The organism is Candidatus Seongchinamella marina (assembly GCF_026262685.1).
In the GTDB taxonomy this organism is placed as follows: domain Bacteria; phylum Pseudomonadota; class Gammaproteobacteria; order Pseudomonadales; family Halieaceae; genus Halioglobus; species Halioglobus marinus.
In genome coordinates this window covers 119,418-134,263 of the sequence record NZ_SHNP01000007.1, presented here as the reverse complement: position 1 = coordinate 134,263, position 14,846 = coordinate 119,418, and the positions used below count along the sequence as shown (strand labels likewise).

12 protein-coding genes are annotated in these 14,846 nt (G+C 53.8%); 5 read left to right on the top strand and 7 right to left on the bottom strand.

Going from position 1 to position 14,846, the window contains the following annotated elements; all coding sequences use genetic code 11:
- Positions 1–4: 4 nt before the first annotated feature.
- The 5 genes from EYC87_RS17545 to EYC87_RS17525 form a co-directional block, all read right to left on the bottom strand.
- Positions 5–1,267, bottom strand: coding sequence for a saccharopine dehydrogenase family protein (locus tag EYC87_RS17545; RefSeq protein WP_279254021.1), 1,263 nt, complete (start codon positions 1,265–1,267; stop codon positions 5–7).
- Positions 1,268–1,316: 49 nt separating this feature from the next.
- Positions 1,317–2,186 carry an SDR family NAD(P)-dependent oxidoreductase gene (locus EYC87_RS17540; RefSeq protein ID WP_279254020.1) on the bottom strand — a complete coding sequence of 290 codons (870 nt, stop codon included), beginning with the start codon at positions 2,184–2,186 and terminating at the stop codon, positions 1,317–1,319.
- Complete coding sequence (locus EYC87_RS17535; RefSeq protein ID WP_279254019.1) at positions 2,183–3,250, bottom strand: glutathione S-transferase C-terminal domain-containing protein; 1,068 nt, start codon at positions 3,248–3,250, stop codon at positions 2,183–2,185. Before EYC87_RS17535 ends, EYC87_RS17540 begins: the two co-directional genes overlap by 4 nt.
- A 106-nt stretch (positions 3,251–3,356) precedes the next feature.
- Positions 3,357–4,229: a hypothetical protein gene (locus tag EYC87_RS17530; RefSeq protein WP_279254018.1), complete on the bottom strand. Its 873-nt coding sequence runs from the start codon at positions 4,227–4,229 to the stop codon at positions 3,357–3,359.
- Positions 4,230–5,279, bottom strand: coding sequence for a phosphotransferase family protein (locus tag EYC87_RS17525; RefSeq protein ID WP_279254017.1), 1,050 nt, complete (start codon positions 5,277–5,279; stop codon positions 4,230–4,232).
- A 170-nt stretch (positions 5,280–5,449) separates the two neighbouring features.
- On the opposite strand from EYC87_RS17525, the gene EYC87_RS17520 reads away from it, so the two are divergent.
- The 4 genes from EYC87_RS17520 (at position 5,450) to EYC87_RS17505 (ending at position 8,328) form a co-directional block, all read left to right on the top strand.
- Entirely contained in the window at positions 5,450–6,466 is a 1,017-nt protein-coding gene (locus EYC87_RS17520) for an NAD(P)H-dependent flavin oxidoreductase (RefSeq protein ID WP_341474996.1), read from the top strand.
- 96 nt (positions 6,467–6,562) lie between these two features.
- Positions 6,563–7,162, top strand: a complete 600-nt coding sequence (locus EYC87_RS17515; protein WP_279254015.1) for a TetR/AcrR family transcriptional regulator — start codon at positions 6,563–6,565, stop codon at positions 7,160–7,162.
- Positions 7,163–7,291: 129 nt separating this feature from the next.
- A complete protein-coding gene (locus EYC87_RS17510; protein ID WP_279254014.1) occupies positions 7,292–7,645 on the top strand; it encodes a hypothetical protein in 354 nt (117 codons plus the stop codon).
- A gap of 20 nt (positions 7,646–7,665) precedes the next feature.
- Positions 7,666–8,328: a glutathione S-transferase family protein gene (locus tag EYC87_RS17505; RefSeq protein ID WP_279254013.1), complete on the top strand. Its 663-nt coding sequence runs from the start codon at positions 7,666–7,668 to the stop codon at positions 8,326–8,328.
- A gap of 31 nt (positions 8,329–8,359) precedes the next feature.
- Here EYC87_RS17505 and EYC87_RS17500 read toward each other — a convergent pair whose 3' ends face one another.
- Positions 8,360–8,779, bottom strand: a complete 420-nt coding sequence (locus EYC87_RS17500; RefSeq protein WP_279254012.1) for a DUF1330 domain-containing protein — start codon at positions 8,777–8,779, stop codon at positions 8,360–8,362.
- Between the two features lie 342 nt (positions 8,780–9,121).
- Positions 9,122–10,711 carry a transposase gene (locus EYC87_RS17495; protein ID WP_279254011.1) on the bottom strand — a complete coding sequence of 530 codons (1,590 nt, stop codon included), beginning with the start codon at positions 10,709–10,711 and terminating at the stop codon, positions 9,122–9,124.
- Between the two features lie 966 nt (positions 10,712–11,677).
- Between EYC87_RS17495 and EYC87_RS17490 the strand changes: the two genes are divergently transcribed.
- Complete coding sequence (locus tag EYC87_RS17490) at positions 11,678–14,836, top strand: HD domain-containing phosphohydrolase (protein WP_279254010.1); 3,159 nt, start codon at positions 11,678–11,680, stop codon at positions 14,834–14,836.
- Positions 14,837–14,846: the final 10 nt, after the last annotated feature.

Here is a 14,846-nt window from a genome sequence, read left to right as displayed (position 1 = left end):
AGCCCTATAGCAGCTCGAATTTCATGTCGGCATATTTTTCAAGGCGCTCTATTAATCGCCCGTCAAACACAGTGGCGGTGGTCCAGAAACCACCTGCCTTTTCAGTTTTGGAAACATCCAGGGCAAGAGAAACCGCAGCCTGGCTCAGCATCTTTGCTGTACTGGCGTATCCCGGGTCGCCTTGACCGGTTACCTTGATTGCGACCTTTTTGCCGCCACTGGTTGACCCGAAAAACAGTAAATCAAAGAAGCCCTCGGCTTGCTCTTTTGCCGAAGGGCCTTCTCCAGGCTTGGGAAGCACCTTGTTTTCCAGCAAGCTTATCAGCCACGGAAAACGCAGCGCAAAACTGCCGATGCGCCCCGCTGCCGCCAATGCCTTTGCGCCGAATGCACCGGCGAACCCGGCGCCCGTTATTACTGCCTCGTTATAGCTGAAGTCTTGGTGATAGGGCGCCAGCGCATTGGAGCGCAGCACCATCCGTTCATTAATTGGTGCCATAGGAAAAGGGCCGATCCATCCTTGCGCATTGGCATCCTTCTCGGCTCGCTTGATACTTCGTTGCTCACTGCTCCTGACGGCATCCGCAGGGCAATTTGAATAGGAATCGGCCATGATCATTTGCAGTTCAGGATCTTTCGCCTCTTCCTTCCATAGATTGAGTAAGCTGGCTATTGTTCCTCCCGATATCCCGCCCTTGCTGGTCTGAACACGCATGCAGACTTCCGCGCAGGTTTCTCCGTGCTCTCGTGCTGACTGCTGTTGCAGGAACCAGGTGCCCATATCAGACGGTATCGAATCAAAACCGCAACTATGGACGATGCGGGCGCCACTGTCTTTGGCCGCGCTTTCGTAACGTCTTATCATCTGTCGAATCCATTGCGGCTCACCGGTAAGATCACAATAGTCAGTGCCTGTCTCAACACACACTTTAACCAGAGGGGAACCGTATAGTGCGTAGGGGCCTACCGTGGAAATTATGACCCGGCTGTGCGCACACAAGCTGTGCAAGTCTGACTCTGACTCTGCGTCGGCGAGAACCACCGGCAGATGCTCTGCGTCCGCCCCTAACGATTTTTTCAGCTCGTTCAGTTTGGGCTCGGAACGACCGGCAACACCCCATCGCACCCGTTCTGAAATGCGACCAGTGCCCTGCCCGTCGACACCATATTGCGCGACAAGGTACTGACACACCAGTTTTCCCACAAAGCTGGTGGCTCCAAAGACAACAATATCCAGATCTTTTTCGGGAGACCTTTCCGCGTTCATAGATAAACCCACAATCGATGGCGAAAACAATCATCTTCAGACTTGTGACTCATGCAGATGCTGCCGCCGCTTTCTGCCTTTTGGCCTTATCGATCTTTAATATTTTGGTCGCCAGCCGGCGAAATAGAACCGGAGTCAGGCGCGTTGCCCAGTCCACGAGATAGGCATCAAACCCAACCAGTACTCGCATCTTGTTCTTCTTTATACCCTTGATGATGCTATCGGCGACTTTCTCCGGAGTGTTAAAGGCTTTCTGAGTGTATTGAGCATGAGCTTCTTCTTCATCCGCCGCCCCGATTTCCTCGAGTAGCGAAGGATCCAGTCTTCCATCGCGCAAGAGCGTGGTTTTTATCATGCCCGGATGAATCGAGGTGACGCTGACGCCACATTCCTCTACATCCAACTCCGTACGCAGGGTTTCGCTAAACGCTCTGACCGCAAACTTGCCTGCGGCATACGCCCCCACATTGGCAGGCGCCATCATGCCGAACATGCTGGAGACATTGCAGATATGCCCTTCGCCAGATTCTTTGAGATAGGGCAGAAAAGCCATGCTGCCATACACCATTCCCCAAAAATTGATATTCATAATCCACTCAAAATCTTCAATGCTGGTGTTTTGCAGGCTGCCACGCACAATGACCCCGGCATTGTTAATAACAATATTTACCTTACCGAAGGTGTTCGCGACATCACTGGCATAGTTCTCGAAAGCCTCTCTATTGGCAACATCCAGTACATTGGCCAGTACTTTCGCGCCAAGCGCTTCAACAGCAAGGCGTGTATCTTCAAGGTTCGGCTCACTAATGTCCGATATTGCCAGCAGGCAGCCTTCATCCGCTAATGCCAGAGCCGTGGCACGACCGATACCGGAGCCCGCACCTGTGACAACCGCGACCTTTTGCTTGAGATTTTTCATGGTGACTCCTCAGAATCTGGTTCGTTCGGACCAATCAGCCTTCCACAGCCGGTACCTTTCAATGCCGCATCCACTCTATCGCGGCTGTCGGCGTCCAGAGCATCATATTGTTCGTTAAGCCAGCGCAGACACTTTGCTTGATAGGGGAACGTTTTCTGGCTCCAGGCGGTGCCATCAATTTCCGTTTCCCATTCGCTCTCACCTGCCGCTACCGCTGCGGCATTGCGCAGCATCGCGGGCACATAAACACGGCCAATTTCCTTGAGCAGTTCACGCAACGTGCCTGGCAAGTCACTCACGTCGTTCCATGCCTCCTCATCGGGCTCAAGACCACTTTGATCCTCCATCAAATCAACCCATTCCACCGTGCGTGGCGAAACCTCGTGGGCGATAGCTCGCGGCGTGGGGTCAAACCCCACCAACTGGCTGAGTTGCCCGTAAACAGCGAAATCCCCCGCCCCCGGCCTATTACCCAAAATAAAGGGCTGCCTGGCCAGGTGGGCCTCCATTATTGCCAGAAAACGCCGATAACTTCGGTCAATAACGGGAGCAGTCATCTCATTCGAGCCAACAACGTACAGGCGGTCTATTTGGCGCCTGGCAAAATCTTCTTTTGCTCGCTGGTGCTCCTCAGAATCGAGACAAATATTGTGACCCAGCGGCAATCGGGTACCGGCATTATCAGCGCTCTCTGGGGGGTGCCAGCGATAATGAAACATATACTTGGTGCACCACTCGTCGCCGAAATCTTCGATCAGGTAATCCAGGAAGGCTGTGGCCGGGTCGTCCGGCAGTACCGAGCGACCCGTATAGATGGCCTCAAGATCGCGGATAATTGGCGTGGAGTCATAGCGGGCAACGTCGCTACCATCAAATTGTGGCATCACCATAACCGGCAGCAATAACGGTTTGGGTCTAGCCAGGCCCATCTCGTCAAGAACTGGACCTGGAGTTCCCCAGATCAAACTGTAGGGAATCTGCCGGTAACGCATAACCGCCAACATTTTTTTTGTATAGGGGGATCCGGTATCACCCAGAATTCGAATACGATCAACCTTTTTCATCTACTGCTTCTCTTCCGAGTGTGGTTGATTTCCAACATCTGCACGATCACGCACGTTTTCACCCTAGAACATTCCACAAGGTGCATACACCCCCGGCTAGACGGCGTCAGGGGTCCTTTGCAGTCAGCTTGAATGGTGCATACGGTTTAAGCCAATAACCAACGGAACGGTCCGCGTTCATGGCCTTGTTCCGGGTGGGAACGAGGGCAAGTCGACCGCGCGCTGTAAATACAACCTCAAAGGCATCAACCGAGGGATAGTGGCCAAAGCCGTATTCGTCGTGCTGGCGCGGCTCCGGCCCTACAACAACCTCTTCTACACTGCCTACAGCGGCAAGTTGTGCTCCCATTCTGCCGAGAATACGCATCGCAGGTTTACTATATTGCTTTTCCAGTTCCTCGGCGTCTTCTGCACCCTCAGCGTCACCCATATCTTTGTTCCGGCTCACAAAGTTAAGCAAGACTATTTCGCCCCGGTAGGCGCCGGCAAAAATGTCTTGCCAACGATCAACATAATGGGGATTGGCGGGAATGGCTTCGTCGATCGTGGCCCTATCATCAATATTGACGCTGTCGTTTCCCCGATCGCGACGCAGCATCCAGTTGGCAAACATGCGCTGCTCATACCCGGGCATAAATAGCGAAAGATTGTAGCGCGACAAACCCTGATGCGCTTCGATGCGCTTCAGGAAATCCTCATAGCGATCGTCGCTGGAGAAACTTACGATCACCATTTCCTCCCACTCGCCCATATCTGGGCCGGCCAACTGCACCGGATCGTATCCGGCAAATTCAATGCTGCCGCCGTCAAAAAGCGGGTTCTGCGGCGCCGGAATCCAATCCACCCCTTCTGCATAGTCCAAAAACAGGCCTGCCGTACGTGCCGGCACCAGGCTGCTGCGGACCAGATAAGCAAGGGCCAGCAGAATCAATAGCCCTATAAGGAGACGAATTGCCCAGGTTGTTATCTTTGCTTTCATTTAGTACTCCAGCCTGTCAACAGCCTGCTGTGCTGAACTCAGCGATTTGTCGATAGTCTGCAGCAATCCATCCAGGTCAACGCCTTCCGTACTCTTCTGGCCTGCCATATAACGGGCGTAAACGCCGTGGACGATTACCGCTCTTTTCCAGTAATTGAACCCCCTGTAATAGTCCAGCTTTTCCAGGGTGCGCCCGGTACGCTCGGCATAGCGAGCCGCCAGCACACTTCGGGGAGGAAAGCCGGGCAGCGAGGTAGCCATCTCGGAGTTGGTATCGATATCGGCCTGGCTCTCCCCAAAGAGGTTCAGGGTGTAACCCAGGTCTGCCAGCGGGTCACCGAGAGTAGCAAGTTCCCAGTCCAACACGGCCGCAACGGTGGACTGCTCGTTGATCAGGCAATTGTGGAAGCCGTAGTCACCGTGTACTACGCGCGCCATGCCCTGCTCCGGCATATGCTCGACAAAGTACTGGTGCAGTTCATGTGCTCGCCGATCATCGTATCTTGCAGGCTCGATCGATGCCGTCCAGGAGCGGTACCAGGTCTTTAACTGCCGCGCCACGTATCCCTCCTTTTTACCAAGCTCGCCCAGGCCAATGCCATCCGGGTCCAACACATGCAAATCAGCAAGTGTGTCGATAAGCGAGTATGCCAGCGTGACGCGTCTATCCTCCGGCACCCAATCCAATGTTTGCTGTGCGTTGTGCAGAGGACGACCTTCGACATGGCCCATGACATAGAACCATGCTCCAGTCACCTCCTTGCGCTCGCAAAAGCCATAGGCTGCAGGCACCGGAAAGCCGGTGGCGCCGAGCGACGAAATCAATTCCCACTCGCGGCTCATATCGTGGGCTTTGGGTAATAACTCGCCCTTCGGCGGGCGGCGAATAACCGCGAGCTTCCCGGATTGATCCTGCAGCCGGTAGGTCAGGTTGGAGTGACCACCCTCCAGTCGCTCCCACTTAAAAGGCGGGGTCAGGTCGGGCACTCCCTCCGCGACCCACTGCTCTACCGCCGAAATGTCGTAGCCTTCGGCTTCTCGCTCGCTCATCTTCCGGCTCTTACCATAGTTCGTATTGTTTTAGCATAGGGTACGCCATATTAGTTAGACAATCCAGCCCACATGATTCATCACTCAAGGAGTTTTCTACCTGAGCAAGACCGGAAAGCCCATATATTGACATTACCACTGCTATTTGTGTATGCTCGGATTTTGATTTCATGAGCTGGGAGCTTGGCGTGAAAACCAGATTGACAGAATTGTTGGGCATTGAAACCCCTATCATATGCGGCGGAATGATGCGGGTCGGCACTGCAGACCTCGCGGCCGCGGTATCGAATGCAGGCGCCCTGGGCGTAATGACAGCCCTTTCCCAACCGACACTCGAGGGCCTGGAAGCCGAGATCGCTCGCTGCGCTTCGCTGACTGACAAACCCTTTGCCGTAAACCTTACTGTCGGCGTTGTCGCCACTCAGATCGATTACGACGATATTCTCGACGTAATCATCAACAGTGGCGTCAAAATCCTGGAAACGGCAGGGCGCAGTCCGGAACCGTTCATGGATCGGTTAAAGGCGGCGGGCATCAAGGTGATTCACAAATGTGTCACCGTACGTCATGCACTCTCCGCCGAGCGTATTGGCGTGGATGTGGTCAGTATCGACGGTTTCGAGTGCGCCGGCCACCCGGGAGAGCATGATGTGGGCGGGCTGGTGCTGTTTCCGGCCACCACCCAGGCGCTGAAGATTCCGGTGGTCGCCTCCGGTGGCATCGCCGATGGACGCGGCCTGGTTGCCGCACTTGCGTTGGGTTGCGACGGCATCAATATGGGCTCCCGGTTTTTGGTGTCGCAGGAAGCACCAATCCATCATGCAATCAAAGAAAAGTTTGTAGAAATGGATGAAAACCAGACACGCCTGATTTTCCGCAGTTATCGCAACACCGCCCGGGTATATCGCAACTCCATCGCAGACCAGGTGGTCGATATCGAGTCACGAGGAGGCGAGTTTGCCGAGGTGCATTCCCTGGTGTCCGGTAGCAATCAGGATAAAGCCTGGAAAACCGGTGACATCAATGCAGGTATGGTAACCGTAGGCATGTGTGGGGGCCTGATCAACGACATTCCCACCTGCCGGGAATTGGTACAGACAATTGTTAGCGATGCTGAGCAGATCATCACGAATCGATTGGCCGGCGCTGTTGTACATGCCGAAATTGGGCAGACCACAGCCGCCTGAATACTCGGTGGGCGATCGAAACCCATAACAGCGCTAGAATTATTTCTTTTGGCGCGTCATTATATGAAGCAGGCTTTTTAATCAAGGGATCAAGCAGTGCCAGAATCTGAAGAAGCGGTAGAACAAGACGGCCGTATAGCACGCGGTGAACGCATGAAGGAGGCTATTCTCAGAACAACCATGGCGATGGTTAAAGAAGGCAACCTTATTCCGAGTGCGCAGCAGATATCCGCTCGAGCCGGCGTCGCCATTCGTTCGGTCTTTCGCCACTTTGATGACATGGAAAACCTACATATCGCATTTGATCAAATGCTCCAGGACGATCTCCAGAAGGAGTATCCGGGGGGAATCCCATCGGTTGAGCCTGACGCTCCCCTGTCAGAGCGCATAACCCGCCTGATCGAGTTTCGGAGCTTCATTTGGGAACATCATGAAAATATTATTCTATCAACCCAGGCCCAGTTCTGGCGTTCCAGAGCACTACGCAAGAACTATGCGCGCCACCAAAGTAATTTGCGCCAGGAACTGGATGAGTGGCTACCCGAACTGAAGGACTTTGACCGCACCGCGCGTGAATCGGCAAATGCTATCATCTCGTTTGAGATGTGGAATCGTCTGCGCCGTCATCAGGGTTTGGGTAAAGCACAGGCAACCAAGGTAATAGCAAGTATGCTCAATTCGGTGTTCGACCACTGAGCCCGCCCCGGCACTGCGCGCAACACATCTCCCATAGCGACTCGACCAACGAGATTGAGTTCTTCGCCGGTAAATTCTGTATTACTATTATTCGTTAAGGAATTCTTGACATAGCCTATGTTGATTATATTGAAAGTGGGCCTGGGTTTAATGGGGCTTCTACTGCTGACTATGGGTGGGCGCTGGATTTTCAGCCTTGAAAAAATGATGGCGGATACCGGAATCTCGACCACCGCCAATATAGGCAGGAGCAACTTGAGGGGAGATATCGGTGGCCTCCTGATTACCTCAGGCATTGCCATTTTCCTGTTCTTATTTCACGGAGAGGTTTGGGCTTTAACCATCATCGGCCTCATGGCAGCGGTGATCTTGGGCCGTGTGGTGAGCTTGATAGCTGACGGCAAAAGTAAGGAAGGCGTGATAGGCATTGTCTTTGAATTGATTACCATTGGTTTGGTGATCGGAATTTTGAGGCTCGGCTGAGTTATCCTATGAATAAATCATTGAACAAGCAGAAGCCGCGAGTGTACGGCGGCACCGTCTCACCCTATGTCCGCAAGGTCAGGGTGGCCCTCGCCTACAAGGACGTAGAGTTCGAAGACGTGGAGCAAACGCCATTCGGCGCCCCAGCTGAGTTCCGAGAGCTCAGCCCCCTGTCGAAGATCCCCGTATGGCAGGAAGGCGACTTTGTACTGCCCGACTCTTCGGTGATCTTGAGTTACATCGAGCAGCGCTACCCGGAGCCACCCCTGTTGCCCGCCGACCCGCAGCCCCGTGCCAGAGCGCTGTGGTTCCAGGAGTACGGAGGCTCGAAGCTCAACGAAGCAACGGCCGGTATATTCTTCGAGCGCGTCGTGAAGCCCAAGATCCTCAAGCTTGAGACAAACACGAAGCTTGTCGACCATTTACTCGGAAAGACCCTTCCCCGAGCGCTTGACTACCTGACGAAGTGCCTCGGAGACGACGAATACATGGTAGGCGGCATGTTCTCACTCGCGGACATCGCCCTGACCACCAGCTTCGTCAACCTGAACCTCGCAGGCGTGAGCGTCGACACCTCGCGCTGGCCCGCATATGCCGCCTACGTAGAGCGCATCCACGCCTTGCCGTTCTATGCGCCAATTGTCGCTGACGTTCCCGCCTGGACAAAGTACCGGCAGGATTAAACCGCGACAGCCTGGGCCAGGAGACTTTAGTCTAAGGGGTGAGCGGCCCTTCCAGTGTTTTAATGTTGAGCTGCCCTTCCAGACCCGCGATTCGGTGTATCGCGATTTCACTGTACGCAGGATCACTGGTCATTTTCACCATCGCCTGCACGTCGGGGTACCTGACGACAGCGATCATGTCCCAAAGATCTTCTACCTCTCCTACCAGCAATTGGCTAACTTGACCCTCGAAGACTATTTGCCCACCCACTTTTTCGATATGCCCCTTAATCTCAGCGCTATAGATCGCGTAGGCTTGCTGCCCTGTCAGATCTGTTTCACGACCATCTTCATATTCCGCTTTATCTTTAAACTTAAGCAGGTTCACCATATGAACTGGTGTGCCTGCATCTTCTTTCATAAAGCCCCTGATTTGCTCTTTATTGGCCACCAATTTGTTTTCTACGTTCATGGGAATCCTCATCTATACGAATGACTGAATACAATTGCACCAATATTATAGCATATATAATGCTATAATATAGTGATGCCCCGCCAGGCCGCACCGACTGTGGATGACCAGCTGCTGTTTGCTGGGTTTTCCGAGGTTTTGCAGCAGAATCAGAGCGTTAAGGATAGGAAATACAAACGGCCTATTGAGAGTAGACATCCTCGCTAATTGTATCGACTGGACCTGCTGACCTGTCGAAATACCCGTCTATTGACCCGAAAATCCTGTTCGCGGCGTTGAGCATGCCATTCAAATACGTTCATTCCTGAACGGGTGCACGCGACAGCTCATGCCATGCGGTATTCACTGGCTTCCTTGCTGGTGTAGTGCTGTTGTGCTGGAATCCTTCCCAGCGAAAAGAGGCAACGTCCCAGGTGGCGCTCTGGTCGGTGGCACCAGCAATGGCCGAGTCGGTGTTTCCTGTTCTTTCTGGCGCAGGTGATTCAGTATTCGATCGAGGGCCTGCCCCGCTTTATCGGGTATGACGTCCTGATCCTCAATGCAACGGTTCGGCGCCCCGACGATGACCCTGACAGAACCACCGCAGCGGCCGCAGACCTCGATGTCGATACTGAACACACGTTTTAGGCGCTGGGCCCAGGTCATGGCGGCATGGCGCTCGGCGGGTGTGCGGACTTCTGCGTTGGAGATAGACTTGATGCCTTTCCCGCGCCTGGCTGGTGTGACCAGCCCACGCCAGCGGTGGTTCGGAGCGAGAACGCCATGGTAGCGGGTGAGGTTGACCCTCGGCTTTGGCACCAGAGCCGCCAAACGGGCAACGAAATCCACCGGCGGATGGCCGCCCCGATCGAAGGCTACCTGTGTCGTTCCATCTCGGTACGGGGTCTTCAGGGTGTAAACCACCTTGCCCGTGGAGCTCAGTGAAAGGCGAGGAACTGCCACGGCAGGGCGGGAAATATACCGACACAGGCGCTCACGCTTGTCTTTCTGATTCCCATCACAGCTGACCCCGGCGTGGAGAGAGAAACCATTGGCCCTGGCCACCCGCTCCAGCCCAGGATCAGCTCTGTCCAGCGGACGGATGGTGCGGATCATGAAAGCTTTACGTCCCTGCTGTGGGCCGACGGCTATGCGGTAGGAGATGGAACTGCCCAGAATCTGCGGCATGGCATCGGTATCCTCGGCGGGGTCGAGATCCAGCCAGGCGCCCTCGGCGTCCTGTTCCAGCAAGCCCTGGCGTTCAAGGCAGCGGCCGACGCGTTGGCTGATCAGTTGGACCAACTCCTCCAACTCGGCTTTGTCCGGCGCCTTGACGCGTTGAAATCGGGGTGGGCGGTTGTCGCGATAGACGTAGACGCCATCCAGGAACAGGATGTGGAAATGTATGTTGAGGTTCAGGGCGGAACCGAAGCGCTGGATTAGAGTAACTGCTCCGGCGGCGCCATCCTTGAGCGAGAATCCGGCCTTGTGGATCAGGTGGGTGGAGATCGCCCGGTAAACGGTGCCCAGCACCTTGGCCATGGCCTGGGGGTGGGCCGCAAACAGGTAGCGCAGAGGAAAGGGAAAGCTGATGACCCATTGGCGCAATGGCACATCGGGGAAGACTTCATCCGCCAGCAACGCGGCGGTCTCGGCCATGCGGCGTGCTCCGCAACTGGGGCAGAATCCGCGCTTCTTGCAGGAAAACGCTACAAGTCGTTCGAAATGGCATTTGTCACAGCGTACCCGGAGAAAGCCGTGCTCGAGGCGGCCGCACTTCAGGTAGGCCTCGAATTCCCTGTGGACATGGTCTGGCAGGGATTTGCCCTGCTGGGCCAGTTGGTCCACAAGGGCGGGAAAGTACGCTTCGACGAGTTGGTAGAGTAGTGTCTGCTCGGGTTGATGGCGTTCGTAGGCGGTTTTGCCAAGGCCATCCCTGCCTTGTGCCAACATGGTGGTTCCGCCTTGGAGACCAGGGAGACCGAACAAAACTGCCTGTATCGGGAGGCCGGATAATGCCACATCAGAAGTGGCCTTCGGGCCTGTCGCGATTCATCCAATGCGGTAGTTTACCGGGGTGAAGAAGGCGTAAGACACTCGCTGCTCACGTCACTACAGAGCGAAAAAGCGGGTAGTGACGCGGGCGCCCGTCCCAGTCCCGATTAGCTGAGTAACTACGACAGAAGCTGCCACTGCGTTTCTTGGCGTTCCAGGCTCGAGAAGAGCAGCGCGAATTGCCTTCGAACTAATCTATTTCAAATGACGGCCGATGACGAGTGCGGTCTTAATCCAACCAGAACGAATGTCCGTGGCTCAGTCCGCAAGAGAGCCTGAGTCGGGGCGGTCGAAGTCCTACCTACCAATCAGCGAGGGGCGTACTTGGTGGTCCACAGACTATAAGAGATGCCAAGAGAGCCGCCGTCGGTTTAAAACCGCTCTCTCACGGGCTCAGTTGGTGTTATCATTTTGCCCAGGCATCGCGCCCATTTTGAGACCATTTGCGACCAAAACGGCGTAAAACGGTCTTAACCGGGATCCGGGATGCCGAATTTTTTTGTTATATATATCAGTAATTTACGGAGATTATACGCTGAAGACCGGATTAGACCGGAGTCGGGATATCAGCTTCAGGTGCTAGTGCTCGCAAGGGCGTGGAGGTTCAAGTCCTCTTCTGGGCACCATATTAAGGAACCGAGTCAGTCGACTCGGTTTTTTTATAGCTAAATTTTATACCACCCTCACATCCCGGTCCCCTAGGAATCTTAAAAACCAAAGAGACGCAGGGCGCTAACACCAAACATGAATGGCTTGGTCCACAAAATGCGCAAATGTCCGTTTAATGTTTACAGAAAATAGTGACATCCCCTCAAACTGTGCTTTAGTTATTACTTCGCAATGACCCCCGGTTAAAAGATTTAAATGAAAGAAGAATCCAAGCACTTTGCTATCAGCATTCGCATGACTGTGGTCGCCGTGTTCATGCTGGCCACTGCCCTCACCGCCGCACTGGCTATCGGACTGCAATATCACTTTGGCCGGGAACTGGCTTCCGAGGCGGCAACCAAGCTTTATACGACGGCCTCTGCAGGGATAGTAACCAAATGGGATGCGATCGGTGACCAGAACTCAACGGTTATCTCGCTGCTCTCAGACAATCCAAATATGACCAACCGAGATGAGGTAGATAAGCACCTCGCAACGTTCGCCAGTGTCATGCAGCGCAATCCTCTCTACTACGGTATGTATCTCGGTTACGCTGACGGCAGCTTCTACGAACTGGTCAACCTCGACGCAAGCAAATCGGCCCGCAAGTCACTTCGGGCCACCCACAGCGACAAGTGGGTGGTGATCAGCATTGATGGCTCCGCTATCGAAAAATACCGGCGCTTTGAATATCTGGACGATTCGTTCAACACCAGAATTGTCAGAAGCGAGGCCACCGATTTTCTGGCAACCGAGAGGGCCTGGTATACCGAGGCTCTCAAGACAGACTCAGCCTATGTTTCGCCACCTTATCTATTCGCCCAGCTAGGTGTGCCCGGCAGAACCTTGTCCAAGCGAATCGCGGACACCGATTCAGTAATCGGTATCGATATGACGCTGGATACCCTCTCCGCTTTCCTGAGGGATCAGGATATTTCAGATGAGTCAGAAATATTCATCTACAAAGCAGATGGACAAATTATCGCCTCGAACAAGGCATCCGAGGAAGCGGCATCTTTTGAGGTGCCTCAGCTATTGCTCACTGAACAGGAACAAGCCTATATCGCCTCGCTGCCGCCTCTGGTAGTTTCGAACGAAGCGAACTGGCCTCCCATCGACTACACCCTGCTGGGCAAACCGCAGGGCTACTCTGTCGATGTTATGCGCATGATCGCCAAAATGATTGGTTTGGACATCACTTTTGTGCAAGGCCTCACATGGACGGATCTGGTCGCCCAGTTCAAGGCCGGGAAAATAGATTTATTACACTCGGTGCGCCTGAGTGAGGAAAACGCCCAGTGGGGTCAGCCTACTAACAGCTACACCAGACTTCCCTGGACTCTGGTCACCAGAGAAGGTTCGCCCGCCATTAGCAGCCTGGACGAATTAGCGGGGCGCAAATTGGCTATCCCCTCCAGCTGGTCGGTTGTACCGGTGGTGGAAGAGCGTTTTCCAGACGTGGAGATTGTCGCGACCAGGAATACGCTTGAAGGCATCGAACGTGTGCAGGACGGCAGTGTCGATGCTGCCATGGATAACGAAATGATCCTGCGGTACCTGGAAAAGCATTATTTCCTCACCGGCATTCAATACGATATCGATATAGACCTGGGAACCGGGGATGTGCCAGAAAATCTGCATATTCTGGTCAAAGAAGGCAACCCACAGCTAGTCGACATTATTGATAAAGCGATTGCAGCTTTAGGCCCTGAGCAAAGGAAATACCTTAACAGTCAATGGCTGAATTACGAGATCGGCAAAGCTGACGGGGAAAATATGGCAGTTCCTTCTGATGACTTCATTCAAGCGGCCAACGACGAAACGAAGCAGAAGAGACTGCTGCCAATCGAAATCGATGGCCGAGAATATTACGCCTATGCCGCTAACCTGTCCGCCTTCGTCCAGGGCTCGCTATCACTGGGAATGTTGGTCCCCAAAGAAGTGGTCATCGATCCCTTTATGGACAAGGTAAAGTTGTCCAGCGCGCTTACTGCAGGGTTTCTGCTGCTTCTGATTGCACTGTCCTGGGCCTTCGCCACCCCCATTGTGCGCCCGATCAGGCAGTTAGCACTTGAGAACGACAAGATCAGTCTGCGTCATTACGACGAAGTGCAGCAAGTGCCGTCCAATATCAAGGAAATTTACCAGCTGTCAGAGTCCATGGTGGAGATGGTGGGGGCTATCAAGGCCCATGAAATAGCGCAGCGTGACTTAATGGATGCTTTCATTCAGTTGATTGCGCAAGCTATTGATGACAAATCTGCCTATACCGGAGGCCACTGCGAGCGCGTACCCGAGCTCGCACTTATGCTCGCTGAAAGGGCATCTGCAAGCTCCGATGGTCCTTTCCATGCATTCACCCTGGGCAATGAAGACCAATGGCGGGAATACAGAATAGCCGCCTGGCTACACGACTGTGGCAAAATCACTACGCCAGAGCACATCGTCGATAAAGGCAGCAAACTGGAAACTATTTACAATCGAATCCACGAAGTGCGCATGCGTTTTGAGACGCTGTGGCGAGATGCAGAAATCGACTTCCTCAAGGAGCTCATTGAGCATCCCGAAAAAGAGCAAGCGCTGCAAGAGCAGCTGGCCAGCCAACGCGAAAGACTGCAGGATGACTATGCTTTCATTGCCGAGTGTAACGTGGGTGGCGAGTTCCTGGACCCAGAAAAACAGGAGAGGCTGCAGTCTATCGCCAACCTAACCTGGCAACGGCACTTTGATGATCGTATGGGTCTGTCTCCGGTCGAAGAACTCAGTACGCCGCCCAATGAAACTGCCGATTTACCGGCGACAGAACATCTGTTACAGGATCGCCCCGAGCACCTGATTGAGCGCACCCGATCTACAGATTATCCGGCCGAGTTTAATATCAATATGGATATACCGGAAAATCTTTATAACCTGGGCGAGATTTATAACTTGTCTATCTCCCGGGGCACACTGACTGCGGAAGACCGGTTCAAGATCAACGAGCACATGATTAGCACCATCAAAATGCTAGAAAGCCTGCCTTTCCCTGACGAGTTGAAAAACGTGCCACGTTACGCATCCACTCACCACGAAACGATGCGTGGCTCTGGCTATCCGAGGAAACTCCCGGGAGAACAACTCAGTATTCCCGAGCGGATACTGGCGGTCTCCGACGTCTTCGAAGCGCTCACTGCCTCGGACCGGCCCTATAAAAAAGCCAAACCCATCAGTATTGCCATCGATATCCTGCATAAAATGGTACTCGATGAACATCTGGATAAGGACTGCTTTGAGCTATTTATTCGCGATGAGGTTTATCTGCAATACGCCGAGCGCTTCCTGCCAGCGTCACAGATCGATAACGTGGATGTCAGCAAATATCTGAACGTAGCATAAGCAACTCAGG

Coding starts and splice junctions, on each gene's coding strand:
- EYC87_RS17535 (WP_279254019.1), bottom strand. CDS start 3,250: ATGAAAAAGGTTGATCGTATTCGAATTCTGGGTGATACCGGATCCCCC.
- EYC87_RS17490 (WP_279254010.1), top strand. CDS start 11,678: ATGAAAGAAGAATCCAAGCACTTTGCTATCAGCATTCGCATGACTGTG.
- EYC87_RS17495 (WP_279254011.1), bottom strand. CDS start 10,711: ATGTTGGCACAAGGCAGGGATGGCCTTGGCAAAACCGCCTACGAACGC.
- EYC87_RS17545 (WP_279254021.1), bottom strand. CDS start 1,267: ATGAACGCGGAAAGGTCTCCCGAAAAAGATCTGGATATTGTTGTCTTT.
- EYC87_RS17520 (WP_341474996.1), top strand. CDS start 5,450: ATGAGCTGGGAGCTTGGCGTGAAAACCAGATTGACAGAATTGTTGGGC.
- EYC87_RS17540 (WP_279254020.1), bottom strand. CDS start 2,186: ATGAAAAATCTCAAGCAAAAGGTCGCGGTTGTCACAGGTGCGGGCTCC.
- EYC87_RS17530 (WP_279254018.1), bottom strand. CDS start 4,229: ATGAAAGCAAAGATAACAACCTGGGCAATTCGTCTCCTTATAGGGCTA.
- EYC87_RS17525 (WP_279254017.1), bottom strand. CDS start 5,279: ATGAGCGAGCGAGAAGCCGAAGGCTACGACATTTCGGCGGTAGAGCAG.
- EYC87_RS17500 (WP_279254012.1), bottom strand. CDS start 8,779: ATGAACGTAGAAAACAAATTGGTGGCCAATAAAGAGCAAATCAGGGGC.